15 protein-coding genes are annotated in these 16,000 nt (G+C 50.0%); 8 read left to right on the top strand and 7 right to left on the bottom strand.

Going from position 1 to position 16,000, the window contains the following annotated elements; all coding sequences use genetic code 11:
- Positions 1–147 precede the first annotated feature (147 nt).
- Together acnB and G8768_RS16890 are read right to left on the bottom strand one after the other, a co-directional pair.
- Entirely contained in the window at positions 148–2,772 is a 2,625-nt protein-coding gene (acnB, locus tag G8768_RS16895; RefSeq protein ID WP_341801027.1) for a bifunctional aconitate hydratase 2/2-methylisocitrate dehydratase, read from the bottom strand.
- Between the two features lie 402 nt (positions 2,773–3,174).
- A complete protein-coding gene (locus G8768_RS16890) occupies positions 3,175–3,396 on the bottom strand; it encodes a hypothetical protein (protein WP_166843773.1) in 222 nt (73 codons plus the stop codon).
- Between the two features lie 234 nt (positions 3,397–3,630).
- Here G8768_RS16890 and G8768_RS16885 point away from each other — a divergent pair, with 234 nt between their 5' ends.
- The 3 genes from G8768_RS16885 (at position 3,631) to G8768_RS16875 (ending at position 5,697) form a co-directional block, all read left to right on the top strand.
- Positions 3,631–4,086 (top strand): DUF1289 domain-containing protein, encoded by a 456-nt coding sequence (locus tag G8768_RS16885; RefSeq protein WP_166843776.1) that lies wholly within the window; start codon positions 3,631–3,633, stop codon positions 4,084–4,086.
- A 77-nt stretch (positions 4,087–4,163) separates the two neighbouring features.
- Positions 4,164–4,775, top strand: a complete 612-nt coding sequence (locus tag G8768_RS16880; protein ID WP_184679395.1) for a MiaE family protein — start codon at positions 4,164–4,166, stop codon at positions 4,773–4,775.
- Positions 4,768–5,697, top strand: coding sequence for a glycosyltransferase family 2 protein (locus tag G8768_RS16875; RefSeq protein ID WP_166843778.1), 930 nt, complete (start codon positions 4,768–4,770; stop codon positions 5,695–5,697). Before G8768_RS16880 ends, G8768_RS16875 begins: the two co-directional genes overlap by 8 nt.
- A gap of 3 nt (positions 5,698–5,700) precedes the next feature.
- On the opposite strand, the gene G8768_RS16870 is transcribed toward G8768_RS16875, so the two are convergent.
- The 5 genes from G8768_RS16870 to G8768_RS16850 form a co-directional block, all read right to left on the bottom strand.
- On the bottom strand, positions 5,701–6,867 hold the full coding sequence (locus tag G8768_RS16870) for a glutathionylspermidine synthase family protein (RefSeq protein WP_166843780.1): 1,167 nt from the start codon (positions 6,865–6,867) through the stop codon (positions 5,701–5,703).
- Positions 6,867–7,460 (bottom strand): DUF1190 domain-containing protein, encoded by a 594-nt coding sequence (locus tag G8768_RS16865; RefSeq protein WP_166843782.1) that lies wholly within the window; start codon positions 7,458–7,460, stop codon positions 6,867–6,869. Before G8768_RS16865 ends, G8768_RS16870 begins: the two co-directional genes overlap by 1 nt.
- A 26-nt stretch (positions 7,461–7,486) precedes the next feature.
- A complete protein-coding gene (locus tag G8768_RS16860; protein WP_166843784.1) occupies positions 7,487–7,903 on the bottom strand; it encodes a DUF350 domain-containing protein in 417 nt (138 codons plus the stop codon).
- A gap of 52 nt (positions 7,904–7,955) precedes the next feature.
- Positions 7,956–9,005: a potassium channel family protein gene (locus tag G8768_RS16855; RefSeq protein WP_184679394.1), complete on the bottom strand. Its 1,050-nt coding sequence runs from the start codon at positions 9,003–9,005 to the stop codon at positions 7,956–7,958.
- Positions 9,006–9,120: 115 nt separating this feature from the next.
- Positions 9,121–9,570, bottom strand: coding sequence for an Lrp/AsnC family transcriptional regulator (locus tag G8768_RS16850; RefSeq protein ID WP_166843786.1), 450 nt, complete (start codon positions 9,568–9,570; stop codon positions 9,121–9,123).
- 166 nt (positions 9,571–9,736) lie between these two features.
- On the opposite strand from G8768_RS16850, the gene G8768_RS16845 reads away from it, so the two are divergent.
- The 5 genes from G8768_RS16845 (at position 9,737) to G8768_RS16825 (ending at position 15,969) form a co-directional block, all read left to right on the top strand.
- A complete protein-coding gene (locus tag G8768_RS16845; RefSeq protein ID WP_166843788.1) occupies positions 9,737–11,398 on the top strand; it encodes an aminotransferase class V-fold PLP-dependent enzyme in 1,662 nt (553 codons plus the stop codon).
- Between the two features lie 126 nt (positions 11,399–11,524).
- Positions 11,525–13,273, top strand: coding sequence for a gamma-glutamyltransferase (gene ggt, locus G8768_RS16840; RefSeq protein ID WP_184679393.1), 1,749 nt, complete (start codon positions 11,525–11,527; stop codon positions 13,271–13,273).
- Positions 13,274–13,448: 175 nt separating this feature from the next.
- The gene (locus G8768_RS16835) at positions 13,449–14,363 is read left to right on the top strand and encodes an SPFH domain-containing protein (RefSeq protein ID WP_166843792.1); all 915 of its coding nucleotides are present in this window, start codon (positions 13,449–13,451) and stop codon (positions 14,361–14,363) included.
- Between the two features lie 10 nt (positions 14,364–14,373).
- The gene (locus G8768_RS16830; protein ID WP_166843794.1) at positions 14,374–14,823 is read left to right on the top strand and encodes an NfeD family protein; all 450 of its coding nucleotides are present in this window, start codon (positions 14,374–14,376) and stop codon (positions 14,821–14,823) included.
- Between the two features lie 3 nt (positions 14,824–14,826).
- Positions 14,827–15,969, top strand: coding sequence for a patatin-like phospholipase family protein (locus G8768_RS16825; protein ID WP_166843796.1), 1,143 nt, complete (start codon positions 14,827–14,829; stop codon positions 15,967–15,969).
- Positions 15,970–16,000 lie beyond the last annotated feature (31 nt).

Genomic DNA, 16,000 nt, shown 5'->3' with positions numbered 1-16,000 from the left:
TTGAGATGGTTGCCTGAGCAGTGCTTAGAAAAGTAACAGCCGAAGATCGAAAGGTAGCAGTTTGGAATGGTTTTGGGTGACAGGGCGTTTTAAATTGACACAAAAAACCCCGCCTGGGCGGGGTTTTTTGTAGAGTGACTGGCAGCCTTATACAGAGACTTCCTGAATTTCTACTGCAGCAATCTTCTTACCTTCATCGTGCTTCGCCTGGAATTCAGCGATCTGATCGAAGTTCAGGTAACGATAAATGTCGTCAGCCATGGCGTCGATGTTTTTCGCGTACTCCATGTATTCGGCAGGTGTTGGCAGTTTACCCAAAATGGCACCGACTGAAGCCAGTTCAGCGGAGGTCAGGTAAACATTGGCGCCATCACCCAGGCGGTTCGGGAAGTTACGGGTCGAGGTGGACAGAACGGTGCTGTTTGGAGCAACACGTGCCTGGTTACCCATACACAGAGAGCAGCCTGGCATTTCCATACGGGCGCCCGCACGGCCGAAGACATTATAGTAGCCTTCTTCCATCAGCTGGTGCTCGTCCATCTTGGTCGGTGGTGCCAACCACAATCGGGTTGAGATGCCGCCACCATGTTGCTCAAGCAATTTACCTGCGGCGCGGAAATGGCCGATGTTGGTCATGCACGAACCAATGAAGACTTCGTTAACTTCGTCGCCTGCAACGTCAGACAGCAGTTTGGCATCGTCTGGGTCGTTCGGGCAGCAAACGATAGGTTCGTTCACTTCAGCCAGGTCAATTTCGATCACCGCTGCGTACTCAGCATCGGCATCACCTTTCATCAGGCTTGGGCTTGCCAGCCATTCTTCCATCTTCTGCGCACGACGCTCCAGTGTGCGAGGATCGCCGTAACCATCTGCGATCATTGAGCGCAGCAGAGTGATGTTAGAGGTCAGGTATTCTTTAACGGAATCTTCTTCCAGCTCGATGGTACAGCCAGCAGCGGAGCGCTCAGCGGATGCATCGGACAGCTCAAAGGCTTGTTCTACGGTCAGGCCTTTCAGACCTTCAATTTCCAGAATGCGGCCAGAGAAGATATTCTTCTTACCTTTCTTTTCTACGGTCAGCAGGCCTTCCTGAATCGCGTAGTAAGGGATGGCGTGTACCAGATCACGCAGGGTGATACCTGGCTGCATTTCACCTTTGAAGCGAACCAGTACAGATTCAGGCATATCCAGGGGCATTACACCGGTTGCAGCGGCGAACGCAACCAGACCGGAGCCGGCTGGGAAAGAGATGCCCATTGGGAAGCGGGTGTGAGAGTCACCACCGGTACCTACGGTGTCAGGCAGCAGCATGCGGTTCAGCCAGGAATGGATTACACCGTCGCCTGGGCGTAGGGAAACACCGCCGCGAGTCATAATGAAGTCTGGCAGAGTGTGCTGGGTGCTGATATCAACAGGCTTGGGGTATGCTGCGGTGTGACAGAACGACTGCATAGTCAGGTCGGCAGAGAAGCCCAGGCAAGCCAGGTCTTTCAGTTCGTCACGGGTCATTGGGCCAGTGGTGTCCTGGGAGCCAACGGTGGTCATCTTCGGCTCGCAGTAAGTGCCAGGGCGTACGCCTTGACCTTCTGGCAGACCGCAGGCGCGACCTACCATCTTTTGACCCAGTGAGAAGCCTTTGTCACTGGCTTCTGGGGATTCTGGCTGGCGGAACAGATCAGAGGCGGGCAGGCCCAGAGACTCACGGGCTTTGGCGGTCAGGCCGCGACCGATGATCAGTGGGATTCGGCCACCAGCTTGTACTTCGTCCAGAATCACGTCGGATTTGAATTCAAATTCAGACAATACATCGCCAGATTCAGACAGAATCTTGCCGTCGTAAGGGCGAATTTCGATAACATCGCCCATGTGCAGATCGTCTACGGGCGCTTCAAATACCAATGCGCCGGCATCTTCCATAGTGTTGAAGAAAATCGGAGCGACTTTGCCGCCGATACACACACCGCCACCGCGCTTGTTTGGTACGCCAGGCAGATCATCACCGAAGAACCACAATACAGAGTTGGTCGCCGATTTACGTGAAGAACCGGTACCCACAACGTCACCCACGAAGGCAACAGGCAGGCCCTTGGCCTTGATTGCGTCAACCTGAGCCATCGGGCCGGTAACGCCGTGCTCTTCAGGTTCCAGGCCGTCGCGAGTCATCTTGTACATGGCGCGTGCGTGAACCGGAATGTCCGGGCGGCTCCAGGCATCAGGAGCAGGGGACAGGTCATCGGTGTTGGTTTCGCCAGTGACCTTAAATACGGCCATTTTGATGCTCTCGGGAACCTTGTTCTTGCCGGTGAACCATTCGGCATCGGCCCAGGACTGCATCACGCCTTTAGCAACTTCGTTACCGGCTTTGGCTTTTTCTTCCACATCGTGGAAGGCATCAAACATCAGCAGGGTGCCTTTCAGCTGTTCGCCAGCCAGGGCGCTCAGCTTGTCGTCGTCCAGCAGTTCAACCATGGTGGAGATGTTGTATCCACCCAGCATCATGCCCAGTAGCTCAACGGCTTTCTCGGCACTGATCAGTGGGCTTGAAGCTTCGCCTTTGGCTACCGCAGACAGGAAGCCCGCTTTAACGTATGCCGCTTCATCAACACCTGGAGGTACACGGTTGGTGATCAGGTCTACCAGGGTTTCTTCTTCACCCGCTGGTGGGTTTTTCAGCAGCTCAACCAAGCCAGCCACTTGCTCTGGGTTTAAAGGCTTTGGTGGTACACCTTCGGCGGCGCGTTCTTCCACGTGTTTACGATAAGCTTCAAGCACGGTTGTCATCCTCTATTTTAGTTTGGAAGGTCGATACTCAGACCTTCAGCTAGCCCACAGATTTTAGACCCTGGGGCAGACAAATGCCGGTTTAGTCTCTGGATTTTACATTGGGCGGTATTGGCTACGGCTGCCTGTAAAAAAACTACCAAACTCATGTAGTACGGCATTTTGGGGCGCATATTTTAGCGCAAAGCGGGTTTGCTGTTAAGAAAGGGCGGGATAAAACTCGCTTATGCCCGCTATTCATCGGCTCGATAATGGCGGGCTAAGTTATTGAAAATAATAACGAAAATTCTTTGTGTGGGTAAATTTGCCGAGGTTCGTGCCCGAGCTTGAAGCCCGGGCAGGCGTTGTCCATGCAAAGCCTGTTGTCTGGTCAAAACTTGTCCAAAAAGGCCCTTAGCAGCCGCGAGTCACGACAATCTCCTCGGTATCAAGGTGCTCTAGCTGAAACTCAATAAAGCTTTTTAGATCATTAATTCCCCGGGTTTGGGCCATTTTTTGTAGCAATACTCCCAAAATCGCCTGGCTTAATGCGTCCGCTGAGGAGTGGTCGCTGGCATCGGCCTCAGCCAGAGCCTCGCTGATCAGGGTTTCGGCTGCTTGATACTCTCCGCTCATATTCGCTCTCTTGTAGTGCTGTTATTGCCAACTTAAGGGGGCTGTCGTTCGTTTTCCCCGAATGCCCACATCATAGTGCATAGATTGCCTAAATCACCATGACCCTGCGCAAAAAAGCGGTACAATCCAGCATGGCCTTTAGCCTTTCAAGGGGAGGTCTATTTGATGCTTTATTTTTATTAGCCGCTCCGTTATGGTGCGCGCTTTTATCCAGCCAGCAGGAATCGATTGAGAATGTTAAAGCGTGTTCGTACCCCATGTATTGGTGTTTGCTCTGCGAGCCTGGGGGACAATGTATGCCGAGGTTGCAAGCGCTTTAGCCATGAAGTGATCGATTGGAATGCCTACAACGAAGAGCAGAGACGTACGATTGCTCAGCGCCTGGAGAGCTTTTTACAACAGGTGGTGGCCAATAAAGTGGCGGTCATTGACGCAGACTGTCTGAAAACCCAAATGGAACACCAGAATATTCGCTTTGATGAACAGCAGGACCCTCATTGCTGGGTGTTTTCCCTGTTGAAAGCGGGTGCATCCCAGGTGGTTCCGGAAGCATTTGGCCTGGAGCTTCAGGGCGAATGGCGAGACCAGGCATTGGTCGAGATTAAAGACGCGATAGATCAGGATTATTATGCTTTGTCCTGTGCCTACTACGACCGTTATATCGCGCCGGGCAAGGTACAAGAGGGCTGAAATTGTTCATGCAATTTGACAGCTCGACCCAACAAAGTGATTGACGGAAAAGTGATTGACGGAATTATTTAAGCAGTATGATTGACCTTACAGAAATTCATAACTTTTTATTGTGCGAAACCCCCGATGCCTGGATTGAACAGGCCCTTGAGCATCAGGATCTCATGTTGATCGACCATGCTAACTGTGAGAAAAAAGCGGCGGGTACAGCGATGAATCTGATGTACCGCTATGTATCTGATTTTGAGCTACTTAATAAAATGTCCCGTCTCGCGCGTGAAGAATTACGTCACTTTGAACAAGTGATTGCGATTATGGAAGCCCGCGGTATTGACTACCCGCAAATACAGGCCTCGCGTTATGCCGCAGAGCTGAGAAAGCCGATTCGTACCCATGAGCCAGAGCGTTTGATTGATACCTTAATCGTTGGTGCAATTATCGAAGCTCGATCCTGTGAGCGATTTAATAAGCTGGCGCCAAAGCTTGATGATGAATTGAAAAAATTCTATTTGTCTTTATTAAAGTCAGAAGCCCGACACTATCAGGACTATCTCGGTTTGGCGAAGAAGGCAGCGGGTGATCAGTCCATTGATGATCGCATTGCCTTGTTTTTAGAATTGGATAAGGAGCTGGTGTTGAGTAAAGATTCAGAGTTTCGTTTCCACAGCGGACCGCTCGCCGATGACTGATGCCGGCTTAGATCATTCGGTTGCAATTTTCTTAAGTACCTATAATGGTGCTCAGTACCTTGCTGAGCAACTGGATTCCCTGCTCGCACAGAGCCATCAAAATTTTTGTGTTTATTGTCGAGATGATGGCTCATCCGATAATACCCGAGAAATCTACCAGTCCTATGTTGATCAGCATTCTTCGCATTTTCGTTGGCTGCAGGGCAGTGATGAAAACCTGAAGCCCTGTGCCAGTTTTGCCAGTTTAATGGAACAGTTTATTGCGCAGAAACTGAGTGCCGACTATTTTATGTTCTGCGACCAGGATGATGTCTGGCTCGAAAATAAAATATTGGAATCTTTATCGGCAATTGCCACTTGCACGAAAGAAGATCAACAAAAGCCTCTGTTAATACACACCGAGTTGTTGGTGGTTGATAGGAATTTAAAAACCATTGCCCCGAGCTTGAGCAGGTATCAGGGGCTAAAGCCCGGCCATGGTCGTTTTGGGCGAGCGCTGATTAACAGTTCGGTGACAGGTTGCACCATGATGTTTAATCGTGCTTTGTTGGAATGCGCATTGCCGGTTCCCCAAGGCGCAGTTATGCACGACTGGTGGATGGCTGTTCTGGCTCAGGGTTTTGGTAAAGTGCAGTTTCTGGACAAGCCCCTGATTCAGTATCGTCAACATGGCGGCAATACCTTGGGGGCAAAAGCGCAATCCGGACATGCCATTAATCTTCAATTTTTGCGGAAGCTCTACACCTGGGTCAGCAAGTCCTATGATTTGAGCTATGTCAGTGCCCAGAGCCAAGCGCTGCTCGATCAACACGGGCAAAACCTAAGCCCTTATCAAAAAACAATTGCCAAACTCTCTCTGCTATTGGATACCCCCATAGCACCTATGCAAAAGCTTCTTTATCGTTTGATTCGGCAGCTTTAAAAGCTAGTTGCGAATTACATGCGGTAAATAACGAGAAAGATCCTGGGTGATCAGCTCTTTGTCTTCACGAATTGAAATCCCCGCTGCTTGATTACCTACGATCCAGGAACCTATTAAGGTGTAATTGTCCTCAAACTTGGGCAGTTCCTGATAGGCCTGGTAAATAAAGCCTTCTTCGCCATAGGGACCGTAGGATGCGGCGATCTCTTGGCCGTGTTTTATGATGCTGATGTTGGCGCCTTCACGGGAAAAAATCGGTTTTTTAACATAGGCATCCAGTGATTCTTCCGCTTCTTTTTCACTGAAAAAGGCGGGTAATAAATGTTTGTGCCCAGGAAACATCTTCCAAAGAATGGGCAGAATGGCCTTGTTGGACAAAATGGCTTTCCAGGGCGGTTCAAACCACTGGCACTGATCCAGTAATAGATGCGGGCCAAATTCTTCCCTTAGCATAAATTCCCATGGGTAGAGTTTGAACATGTTGTGAAAGCCGGTTCCTTTATGGTCACAGAATTGTTGATCTTCATTGAGGCCGATTTCTTCGACATAACAGAAGGTGTTTTTGATGCCGGCTTCGGTGGCGCAATCCTGCAGGTATTGAACTGTGGCGCGATCTTCCTCTGTGTCGAGGCAGCTGCTAAATGCCAGTTGATTCAATCCGTATTGATTTCGCATTTGATGAAAGCGTTCAATCAACTTGTCTTGCAGAGAATTAAACTGATCGCTACCAGAGGGCAGGGCGCCGCGTTCAATTTGCTGTTCCAGCCATAGCCATTGCCAAAAGCCGCTCTCATAGAGGCTGGTGGGTGTGTCTGCGTTATTTTCCAGTAGCTTTGCGTCACTTTTTCCGTCGTAGCAAAGATCGAAGCGTGAATAGAGACTTGGGTCTTTGCGTTCCCAGGAGTGTTTAATCCAATCCCAATACTGTTCGGGAATCTGAAAGTGCTGAAGCCAGGATTCCCGGTTCAGGACTTCGTCAACGGCTTCGAGGCAAAGCGTTTGCAGTTGCTCGCTGGGATCTTCGAGATCGGCTTCAACCTGTTCGAGGCTGAATTCATAGTAGGCACTTTCCTGCCAGTAGGGCTCACCGTACATAGTGTGAAAGTGAAAGCCGTATTCTTCCGCAAGTTCTTTCCAGTCGGGGCGTTCAGTGATGGTGACACGACGCATTAGCCACCTCGTGAAAAGCTGCCGCCAGAGCGAGCCTTGCTGGCGGCCAGTTTCCCAAAGCCGCCTTTGCTGAAGATTTTTCGGGAACCGCTTTTGTGAGTAAATGCATGGCTGCTCAGGCTTTGTGCGCCAAAGCGTTGTTTGCCAAGAATGTTACCCTGGGATGAAACCCATTTTTTATATAACGGTGAGCTGCGTCTTTTCGAGCTGAACAGAGACGTGCTGCGACGATAATCGTCATCGTGCATGGCAAAGCCGGACATATAAGGCATAAACCAGACTCGATTGTCTGACGACTGTTCGCGGCATTCGCCTTGACCGAAGTCGAATTCGCAATCGGCTTCCTTAAGGTAGCGTGGGCCAAAGTTATTGGCCTGTGCGAGTGCCCGATCATAGGCATAGCGACATTCCTGGCTCCGCAGAGGATAGCGATTTTCACAATCGCCCAATGTTGAAAAGACTTCCACGTCTTCGCCGCCGCAGCCGCTCAAGCTGCCGCCGGTTGCCAACACCGCGAGTGAGGGCAGAATCTTGCTGCGATATTGCCAGCTTTTCCGCATTCGCGATAAATTAATCTGTTTGCTTCGTTTCACGACAATCTCCTTCGCTTTAGCAGGCCCTAGTAACTCATGCAGGCGGCGTTGATCATGCCAACGGCAATCGACATGGATGCGAGAATGATGCCTGCGGAGATTTCATCGTTTTCAATGCGTTCGACCAGTTTGGGCATCAGTGCATAACGTACCAGGGCAAAAGCCAATAACTGGGCGAGTAGGGCAATGACGGCCCAAATCGCGTAGTCCAGAATGGATACCGAGTTGCTGGCGGCGCCGGCAAGAGCAATGGCAAAACCAATCAATGCACCACCAAGTCCCAAGGCCGCGCTGATGTTTTGCTGTTCTTTGACGAGTTGCCATTCATCGTGGGGAGTGATCAGGGTATAGAGAATTTTGAAGACCAGAAACAGGGCCATGGAAAAACCAAAGTAAACCAAAAAGCTGCTCAAGCCGGTGAGTGATTCCAGAATTGCGTCCATAGTGTCTTGTCCAGATAAAAATCAAAAGTAAGTGTTAGTGAGAGTCTATCGCTTATTGCGTGTTTAGCGATTGCCAATGGATGCTGGCTATGCGCTCATCGGCGATATAAAAAATACGATCGCCTGGCGCAATTTCTTCACTTAGGCAGGGGTTGATGTTCAGCTCTTCATCGTCGCCATGTTTGATGCCGATTAAGGTGGCTTCATAGCGGCTTTTCATAAAGGGAAATACATCGCCGATGGAAATTGTTTCATCGCCATCGTAAAGAATTGAATATTGTGTCATGCCTTGATCGACATCCAAAAGTTCATGGTGCAGGGCGCTGGAGCCTGGGTCCATTGTGGATTTTGCGATCATTTCAATGGCAACCGAGGGCATGCACTCGACATTCGGGCAGTGTTTTTTCAATAACTGACCGAGTTTTTCCTGATTAAAATAGGCGATGGTGTGAGCATCCGGATTTCTACCAGTGCAATAGAGGGCTGCCGTCATAGTGGCATCATCGTCACTGTTATCGATAATTATGCTGGCTGCTTCACTGACGGATGCACGATCCATTTCTTCATCTTTACTGTGGCTGCTGACTTTCACAAAAGCAATTTGTTCAGGCATCGGGTTTTCGATATCGACCTTGACGCACAAAACGATTTTACGTTTTTCAGCCTGGTGTTCCATCTCGCGAAGCAGCAGTTTAATCAGCTCAAGGGTTCGGCTTTCGTTCCAGCCCACCAATAAAATATGATCTTTACAATTCACTGGTTTCAAACCTTGCACGGACTTTCTCCATTGATAGGACATAAATGCAGCGATACGCCCAATAGCCAGGCCAAACAAGCCAAGACCAAGGGGAATCACATAAAACGCGGTAATTAATTTGCCATTTGGTGTGATGGGCGAAAGATCGCCATAGCCAACGGTTGATGCGGTGACTAATAACCAATAAAAAAATTCACCAGCCGGAAGCAGCTGGGTTTCCTTTGCAGCGTAAAGCATCAGCCACACACTGCTGATGTAGGTGGCGGTGATCACCAAAATACTGCGCCAGCCAAGGTCCATAAAGTATTTGAAAATGATTCGGCGAAGACGGTGAAACAAAGGCATAGTTTATTTTTTGAACCCTGGAGCGAAAGCGATAAATTATAACATGCTCTTAGACGGGGGAAGTCGGGCGAAAGAGGCAAATTGAACGGACAATCGAATCGCCCGTTTTTTGTACTCAGGGAATCGGCAGGCGCGTGGTGTGTTTCAGGGTTTCCATTACGAAGCTGCAACTCACGTCATTCAATTCAGCTTTGATTAACTGTTTGTACAAGCGATCATAACCGGCCATATCACTGACCTGAGCCTTCACCAAATAGTCGAGATCACCACTCATTCGATAAGCCTCGAGCACCTCAGGAATGGTGTTCAGTACATCCTTGAAACGGTTGAACCATTCGGCGTTGTGCTGGCTGGTTCGCAGTGCGATGTAAGCCGTCAGCGGCAATCCCAGCTTTTCGGCATCCAGCAAGGCGACCTGGCTTTTGATCACGCCATCGGAAATTAACTTCTTGATGCGGCGCCAGGCCGCGGTTTTTGAAATGCCAACGTCTTCAGCAATGGTGCCAATTGAGCGCGAGGCATCCTTTTGGAGAGCTTCCAAAAGCTGTTTATCAATTTTGTCCATGATTTCTTCGTGGTTATGGGAAAATATTCTCTATTGCTTTGTTTATGGTAAACGTTGTTGCGAATCTGGGCAAATTTGAGGTGATAACGTAACAATGTTTCATGAGAGCTACTTTAAAATACACCTTCCCTTAAATCCTTAGCAGCTCTGAGATCGGAGGCCTATCATGGCGCAGCAACCCACATCACCGCAGTTGGCCCGAATACGAGACGAAATCATCGGTGAGCACAGCGTTGTGAATACGCCTTTTGGAGAGAAGCCTCTGGTTTACGCCGATTACACGGCATCAGGCCGAAGCCTGGGCTTTATCGAGCGCTTTGTTCAGCAACAGGTATTGCCGTATTACGCTAATACTCATACGGAAACTTCGTATACTGGCCGTCACACAACAGAGTTGAGAGAGCAGGCTCGCCAGACGATTCGCCAGGCCTTGAATGCCAGTGAGCGGCATCGCCTGATCTTTTGTGGCAGTGGTGCCACCGCGGCAATTGACAAGCTGATCACAATGCTCGAACTCAAACAGCATGGCCATGCTGTAAATACCCACCAAGCTGGTGATGAGCGCCCGGTGGTCTTTATTGGGCCCTATGAGCACCATTCAAATGAGTTGCCCTGGAGAGAATCCGCAGCGGAGGTGGTTTGCATTCCCTTGGATGAGTGCGGGCAGATTGATCTTGAGGTGTTGGAGGGAAAGCTTCAAACCTATCAGCACCGCAATTTAAAAATAGGCAGTTTCTCGGCGGCCTCGAATGTGACCGGGTTGCGTTCGCCTGTAGGAAAAATTTCGGCACTTTTGAAACAGTATGGCTTCTGGTCGTGTTGGGATTACGCCGCGGCGGCGCCTTATGTGGGCATCGATATGCAGGCCCTGCAGCTGGACGCGGTCTTTATTTCCACACATAAATTTATTGGTGGTCCAGGTACGCCGGGTATTTTGATGGTCAATCAAGCCATGCTGGATAACGATATTCCCGCAGTGCCCGGTGGTGGCACTGTGTCATTTGTAACGCCGACAGAGCACACTTATCTTAGTGATGTGGAACGAAGAGAAGAGGGTGGCACTCCTGGAATTGTTGAATCCATTCGTGCCGGTTTGGTCTTTGCGCTTCAACAGGCGGTGGGCACTGATACCATCGAAAAACTCGAGCGTGCACACACACGCGAAGCGATAGAACGGTTACAAAAACACCCTAATATTGAAATCATGGGTGATACTGAGGCTGAGCGTTTGTCCATTATTTCATTTCGTATAAAACATGGGCAAAAGCACTTGCATTACAGCTTTGTGGTGGCGTTGCTGAATGATTTGTTTGGTATTCAGGCGCGTGGAGGCTGTTCCTGCGCTGGCCCGTATGGGCATTATTTATTGGGGCTCAGTCAAGATCAGAGCAGGGCGATTGAGGATGAAATGAATCGTGGTGCCATGTTACTGCGTCCCGGTTGGATCCGTTTCAACTTGAACTACTTTTTGGAGCACAGCACGGTTGATTATATTTTGTCGGCCATCGAATTGTTAGCAGAACACGGTGCCGCTTTTTTGCCGTATTACCAGTATCAGGAAAAGCCCGGTGTCTGGTGTTTTCAGGGGGAGCGATTTGGCGATTCTGCAAATTTATCGTCAGCAATCGGAAACTGGTTGGCCCGGAAAGATTCCTTTGAACACGGTGTTGCTTCTGAAACGGATCCGCAAGCGCTATATCAGCAGTGTTTGCGGGAGGCTGAAGAAAAGTTGCGCTCACCGAATCCGGCTTGGCAGCGTTTTGATCTTGAACTGCAGGCTCAGGCTGAAAACCTGCGCTGGTTTCTCTTGCCCCAGGAAGTTGCCTGAACAGGAAACTGCCTGAAACGGTATCACTCACGCGGCATTTTCACGGTTCGTGGGACTGGCCCAGAGGCTAGGCCCACGGGCGTTTCTATGTCATCATCTGGGCCGCAATCAATAATAGGACACACTATGTTTTTTTCTCGATTCTCGCCATCTGCCTGGCGCTTTAGCCTGAGTGCCGTCTTGACGGTCTTATTGACTCTTGCTTCTGCGGTCAACGCTCAGGAGTCGGCCATTATCAGTTATGACAGCCGCTTCCATCCGGTTATTGGCCAACACGGTATGGTCGCCAGTCAGGAAGCTCTGGCATCTCAGGTCGGCCTGGATATATTGAAGCAGGGCGGTAATGCCGTCGATGCAGCAGTGGCGACGGGTTTTGCCATGGCGGTGACTTTACCCAAAGCCGGTAATATTGGTGGCGGTGGGTTTATGATGATCTACCTGAAAGAAAAGGACAAAGTTGTCGCTTTGGACTATCGCGAAATGGCACCCATCAAAGCCTATACCGATATGTTTTTGGACAAGGACGGTAACTTTGATCGCGATATGGCGGGTTATACCTATCGCGCGGGCGGTGTGCCGGGTACGGTTGCGGGCATGATTCACGCGCTCGATAAATACGGCACCATGAAGCTGGAACAGGTAATCGCACCCGCGATCAAACTGGCGAAAGAAGGTTTTATCGTCACTCCTGGTCTGGCCAATGATTTGGTGGTTAAGCGCAAGCGTATGACTCGCTATCCGGCGACCAAAGCGATTTTCTATAAAGCGGATGGGACAAATCTCCAGGCCGGTGATCGCTTGATTCAGAAAGACCTGGCCTGGTCACTCTCTGAGATCAGCAAGCACGGTAAATCCGCGTTTTACGGGGGGTCCATTGCCGAGAAATTTGTCGCAGCTTCCAACAAGTATAACGGTCTGTTCACGCTCGAAGACTTCAAGGGTTACAAAGTTATGGAGCGCGAAGCAGTGAAGGGCAACTACCGAGGCTACGAGGTGGTCTCCATGCCGCCGCCCAGTTCCGGTGGTGTACATTTGATTCAGATGCTGAACGTGTTGGAGGGTTACGATCTGAAGCTGATGGGCCACAACAGTGCCCAGTACCTGCATACCTTGACGGAAACTATGCGTCGCGCCTACGCCGATCGCAGTCAGCACTTGGGCGACCCGGACTTTTATCGTGTGCCGGTTGCCCAGTTAACCGATAAAAAATACGCGAAAACACTGCGCGATCAAATTAATCCAGAGAAGGCCACAGCATCTGAAGACGTGGCGCCCAGTAAGCTGTTTGGCAAAGAGAGCAATGACACCACTCACTACTCGGTTGCGGATCGCTGGGGCAACATTGTGTCTAATACCTATACCATTAACTACAGCTATGGTTCCGGTATTGTGGTCGATGGCACAGGTATTCTATTGAACAATGAAATGGATGATTTTTCAGCGAAGCCCGGTGAGCCCAATGCCTATGGTTTGCTGGGCAGTGAGGCTAATGCGATTGAACCTCGTAAACGTCCATTAAGCTCCATGACTCCAACGCTGGTGATTAAAGATGGTTATCCTGTTTTGGCGACCGGCAGCCCGGGCGGCAGCACTATTATTACCATTGTTCTGCAGATTGTTCTGAATACCATCGATTTCGAGATGAACATTGCAGAAGCGACTTCTGTGCCTCGCATGCATCATCAATGGTTTCCCGATAAGGTCTTTGTTGAGCCGGGCGTCAGTAAAGATACGGTCGATATCCTGAAAAAGATGGGCCACGATGTGAAATATTCCCGCACGATGGGTAGCACTCAGTCGATTGCGACCTTGAAAGGGTATATGTACGGCGCTTCGGATACCCGTCGCCCGGATGCGGCAACGGTTGCTTATTAATCATTCAAAGGCTGCTCGCCCAAGCGATGGCAAGCGGCCTTCTTTCTTCGCGCAGCTTCTTCCCTGTCTTTCTATAGGGTTTAAATAAATCCCCCGAGATCCATTCTCAGCTTTTAAGCGGGCAGGCAATCTGTTAGCGTAGCGCACGTTAACAGACCTTTTATTGGGGGTATCTATGGTCGATGTCAATATTACCGTGGTAGTGGTTGCCGTTCTGGCGATCATCGTAATTCTCAAAGCTGTAAAAAGTGTTCCACAGGGTGAAGAGTGGACCGTTGAGCGTTTCGGAAAATACACACGCTTGCTGCGCCCAGGCTTGCAAATGATCGTTCCCTTTATTGATTCTATCGGCCATCGCCAAATCGTGATGGAGCAGGTATTGGATATCCAGCCTCAGGAAGTGATCAGTGCGGACAACGCTATGGTAACGACCGATGCGGTGTGCTTTTACCAGGTCGTGGATTCGGTCAAAGCCTCCTACGAGGTCAACAATCTTGAACGCGCCATGCAGAATCTGGTGATGACAAATATTCGTGCCGTATTGGGCTCTATGGAGCTGGACGCCATGTTGTCGAACCGTGATCAGATTAATAATGCGCTGCTGACCAAGGTTGATGAAGCGACTAACCCCTGGGGGATTAAAGTAACCCGTATCGAGATTAAAGACATTACACCGCCGCGTGATCTGGTCGATGCAATGGCAAACCAGATGAAAGCCGAGCGCGAAAAGCGTGCTCAGATTTTGTTGGCCGAAGGTGAGCGTGAATCGGCGATTAAAGTTGCTGAGGGTGAGAAAAGATCCCAGATTCTTCGAGCTGAAGGTGAGCGTGAATCCGCCTTCCTGGAAGCGGAAGCCCGTGAGCGTGAAGCGCAGGCGGAGGCCAAGGCCACATTTATGGTGAGTGAGGCCATCGCGAAGGGTAATTCGCAGGCAATTAACTACTTTGTGGCTCAGAAATACGTTGATGCTCTTGGCCAGATTGCGTCTGCTGACAACAGCAAGGTGGTGTTGATGCCTTTGGAAGCTTCCAGTGTGATTGGTTCAATTGAGGGTATCCACGAACTGGTTAAATCAGCAAAACAGAGCTAAGGTTGTTAGCATGGAGTTTTTTAGTGAAATGAATGCGTGGCACTGGCTGATTCTAGGGGTCGTGCTGCTTATTCTGGAGATGCTCGGGGCCGCAGGCTTTCTACTGGGCATTGGTGTTGGCGCTTTGCTGACCGCCTTGATTGCCGCTGTACTGGGCGGCATGAGCTGGCAAGCTCAGTTGCTGTGTTTTGCGGTGCTGTCGGTAGCCGCAACCTGGCTGTACTGGGCGCGCTTTCGACACATCAATGAGGCCACTGACCAGCCTTTGTTGAACAGTGTTGAAGCGAGATTGTTGGGCAAAGAGGCGCTGGTGCTCGAAGATATGAGTGCCAATAAAGGGCGTGTGCAAATTGGTGACTCTCTATGGGTCATTGAGGCCGAAGAAGATTATCCGGCCAATACCAAAGTCAAAGTGGTTGCCGTAGATGGCATGACGTTAAAGGTGGAAGCTCAGCAGTAAGCTATGAAAAATGCTTTGATTCTTTCTGGTGGTGGCGCGCGGGCTGCTTACCAGATCGGAGTGCTTAAAGCACTTAAGGAAATCGTTCCTACCGAGCAAAATCCCTTTCCCGTTATTTGCGGAACTTCCGCCGGCGCGATTAATGCTGTCAGTCTCGCTTCGCGTTGTGATAATTTTTCCTTTGCGGTCGATAACCTGGAAAACTTCTGGGGCAACCTGACCGCCGACCATGTTTTTAAATCCGGTTTATGGGATGTCAGCAAAGGTGGCCTCAGTTTGATGGGGTCCTTGTTCAATCGCGGTGTCGGTGTCAGTAAGCCGGTATCACTTTTGGACAATTCGCCATTGCGGGATTTTCTGTCCAAGGCTATTCAGTTTCAACAAATTCCTGACATGCTTAACAATGGCTCCTTGGAAGCGCTGGCGATTACCGCAATGGGTTACTCAACGGGTGAGTCTGTCAGTTTTTATCAAACCAAAGCTGAGCATCCCAACATTCGAGAGTGGCGCCGTCATCGTCGGGTAGGGCGTCGCACTGACATCAATGTTGATCATCTGATGGCCTCATCGGCCATCCCGACTATTTTCCCCACCGTAAAACTCGGTGAACAGTATTTTGGCGATGGTGCGATGCGTCAGCTGGCGCCAATCAGCCCAGCGCTTCATTTGGGCGCTGATCGAGTGTTTATTATCGGGGTGAGTGGTAATCGCAATACCAAACAGTGGAATCGCAAGCCGCAACCGATTCGTCACTCGCCTTCCATTGCGCAGATTATTGGCCATATGTTTAACAGCGCCTTTATTGATAGTCTCGAAGGCGATATCGAACATTTGGAGCGCGTGAACGAATTGCTGCTTAAAATGAGTGAGGAAGAACGCCAGGCTGAAAAACGTTTGCGCCCTATTGAAAGTTTGGTGATTTCGCCTTCCAAGGCCCTGGATAAAATTGCCGGTCGTAAGGTTCGCTATTTACCGCCGTCTTTAAAAATGTTTTTCCGTTCAACCGGTGCAACCGCCAGTGGTGGTGGTTCAGCCGCGGCGAGTTATCTGTTGTTTTGTCCGGAGTACTGTCAGGAGTTGATGGACTTGGGGCATCAGGATGCCATGTGGGAACGGGATAAAATCGAACAGTTCTTTAAGTTGTAAGTTTCGCCGCCGAGCCTCGGCGACGTACTTT

Source organism: Pseudoteredinibacter isoporae (assembly GCF_011602085.1).
In the GTDB taxonomy this organism is placed as follows: Bacteria; Pseudomonadota; Gammaproteobacteria; order Pseudomonadales; family Cellvibrionaceae; genus Pseudoteredinibacter; species Pseudoteredinibacter isoporae.
This window is presented reverse-complemented; position numbering and strand designations above follow the sequence as displayed.

What these genes read in the sequence shown, in the direction of transcription:
- G8768_RS16890 (WP_166843773.1), bottom strand. Translation starts at nt 3,396, where the DNA reads ATGAGCGGAGAGTATCAAGCAGCCGAAACCCTGATCAGCGAGGCTCTG.
- G8768_RS16885 (WP_166843776.1), top strand. Translation starts at nt 3,631, where the DNA reads ATGTTAAAGCGTGTTCGTACCCCATGTATTGGTGTTTGCTCTGCGAGC.
- G8768_RS16880 (WP_184679395.1), top strand. Translation starts at nt 4,164, where the DNA reads ATGATTGACCTTACAGAAATTCATAACTTTTTATTGTGCGAAACCCCC.
- G8768_RS16875 (WP_166843778.1), top strand. Translation starts at nt 4,768, where the DNA reads ATGACTGATGCCGGCTTAGATCATTCGGTTGCAATTTTCTTAAGTACC.
- G8768_RS16870 (WP_166843780.1), bottom strand. Translation starts at nt 6,867, where the DNA reads ATGCGTCGTGTCACCATCACTGAACGCCCCGACTGGAAAGAACTTGCG.
- G8768_RS16860 (WP_166843784.1), bottom strand. Translation starts at nt 7,903, where the DNA reads ATGGACGCAATTCTGGAATCACTCACCGGCTTGAGCAGCTTTTTGGTT.
- G8768_RS16855 (WP_184679394.1), bottom strand. Translation starts at nt 9,005, where the DNA reads ATGCCTTTGTTTCACCGTCTTCGCCGAATCATTTTCAAATACTTTATG.
- G8768_RS16850 (WP_166843786.1), bottom strand. Translation starts at nt 9,570, where the DNA reads ATGGACAAAATTGATAAACAGCTTTTGGAAGCTCTCCAAAAGGATGCC.
- G8768_RS16845 (WP_166843788.1), top strand. Translation starts at nt 9,737, where the DNA reads ATGGCGCAGCAACCCACATCACCGCAGTTGGCCCGAATACGAGACGAA.
- ggt (WP_184679393.1), top strand. Translation starts at nt 11,525, where the DNA reads ATGTTTTTTTCTCGATTCTCGCCATCTGCCTGGCGCTTTAGCCTGAGT.
- G8768_RS16835 (WP_166843792.1), top strand. Translation starts at nt 13,449, where the DNA reads ATGGTCGATGTCAATATTACCGTGGTAGTGGTTGCCGTTCTGGCGATC.
- G8768_RS16830 (WP_166843794.1), top strand. Translation starts at nt 14,374, where the DNA reads ATGGAGTTTTTTAGTGAAATGAATGCGTGGCACTGGCTGATTCTAGGG.
- G8768_RS16825 (WP_166843796.1), top strand. Translation starts at nt 14,827, where the DNA reads ATGAAAAATGCTTTGATTCTTTCTGGTGGTGGCGCGCGGGCTGCTTAC.